1 protein-coding gene is annotated in these 1701 nt (G+C 41.1%); it reads right to left on the bottom strand.

What is annotated here, in order from left to right; all coding sequences use genetic code 11:
* Window positions 1-208: 208 nt before the first annotated feature.
* Window positions 209-1563, bottom strand: a protein-coding gene (locus C3B52_RS35410; protein ID WP_103110993.1) for an IS3 family transposase whose coding sequence is annotated in 2 segments (ribosomal slippage) — window positions 209-1110 and window positions 1110-1563 — 1356 coding nt in all. Because the reading frame shifts where the segments join, the coding sequence is not laid out codon by codon here.
* Window positions 1564-1701: the final 138 nt, after the last annotated feature.

Genomic DNA, 1701 nt, shown 5'->3' with positions numbered 1-1701 from the left:
TCTTTTACCCACTGACCAAGCTCTCCAAACAAACCAACTCATTTAGCATTCATTTGTAAGTACAACTAATACTATACCAGACCTTAGACCTACTTACAACTTAACATTAATTAATAGATTGTTTGTTTAAAAATGGCAGGATCCATTTTTCATAGTAAAAAAGCCGCCAGAATGAAGTGACCCCCAAAAGTTAGACACGGTTATTTCATTAGGCAGCTTTCTCAAAATGAGTTCGGTACTGTACCGGACTCATTTTTAATTTTGCCTTTAACCGTTTGGTATTGTAGTATTCCATATATTTTTTTAGTTCTTCCTTAAAATGTTCCACACATTCAAACTCTTTGTAGTACAGAAACTCCGACTTGAGAATGCCGAAGAAATTCTCTATGACGGCATTGTCGTAACAATTCCCTTTTCGTGACATGCTTTGGAGAATGCCTCTCGACTTAAGTGCATGCCGATACGACTTCATTTGGTAATGCCATCCTTGATCAGAATGAAGGAGAAGATGGTGTTCTTCCGGCAGACGTTTCAGTCCTGCATCCAGCATCTGAGATACCAGAGAATAGGTTGGTCGTGAATCCAGGGTATAGGTGATAATTTCCCCGTTGAATAAGTCCAAAATGGGCGATAGATACAGCTTTTCTCCAAATAACTTAAATTCCGTAATGTCAGTCACCCATTTCTCATTTGGCGCCCCAGCCGTGAACTGGCGGTCCAGATGATTCGGTGCAATCTTGCCGACGCTCCCTTTATATGACTTATACTTTTTCACGCGAACCAGGCATGTAAGACCCATTTTCTTCATGAGTCTCTGAACCTTTTTGTGGTTAACTTTCCACCCACGGACTGCCAGTTCATCACGAATACGGCGATATCCGTACCGTCCGTCATGTTCCACGTAAATGGATTGAATTTCAGCCCTCAACTCGGTATTCGGATCTGGTTGGTTCATACACTTTATAAGGTTGTAATAGGTGCTTCGCGGGACACCAGCCACCTGTACGAGTGCCTTCACCGGATATTTATGCCTTAGTTGCCAGACGGCTTGTGCTTTGTCTTGTTTGGTGATTTTTCCTTGTTTCGAACTAAGGCATTCAACTTTTTTAGATACTCATTTTCCATTTCAAGCTGTTTGATACGTTCTTCAAGTGCTTCGACAGACCCTTCAACTACGGATCGTTTGGTAGACGAATTGGGGTTTTTCTTCATGGATGGACGCCCCTTCTTTTTTGGCTCAAGGGCTTCTAAACCGCCTGTCTCCATCTTTCTCTGCCAGGAATACAACATGGAGAAGTCCGGAAGCTTAAACAAAGCAGCGGTATCCATGAGAGAAGCGTCTGATTGAGCCATATGATTGAGTACGTCCAGTTTAAAGCTTGCCGGATAATTTGTATAGCCGTTAGTAAAGGCAGTCTCACCATGTATCTCATAAAGCTTCAACCAATATTGGAATTGAGACTTGGTTACACGCATTTGATTTGCGTATTCTGTTTGAGATAGAAGATCAGAGTCATACCCTTGAATTAATGCCAATTTGCTATCCTTCGTAAATTTAGTCATAAAAAACTGCACCTCCAACTGTTAGATATGTCTAACAAATGGGGTGCAGTTCATTAAGCATAAATCATTGGCTTTATTTGCAATCAATTTGTCATAGTGATGCGTCGTGTTTGTACCATTATAATAACAAACCGATCT

It is taken from the genome of Brevibacillus reuszeri, assembly GCF_002897295.1.
In the GTDB taxonomy this organism is placed as follows: Bacteria; Bacillota; Bacilli; order Brevibacillales; family Brevibacillaceae; genus Brevibacillus; species Brevibacillus reuszeri_A.
Note: the sequence above shows the minus strand (reverse complement) of the source record. Positions and strands in the feature narration are given on the sequence as shown.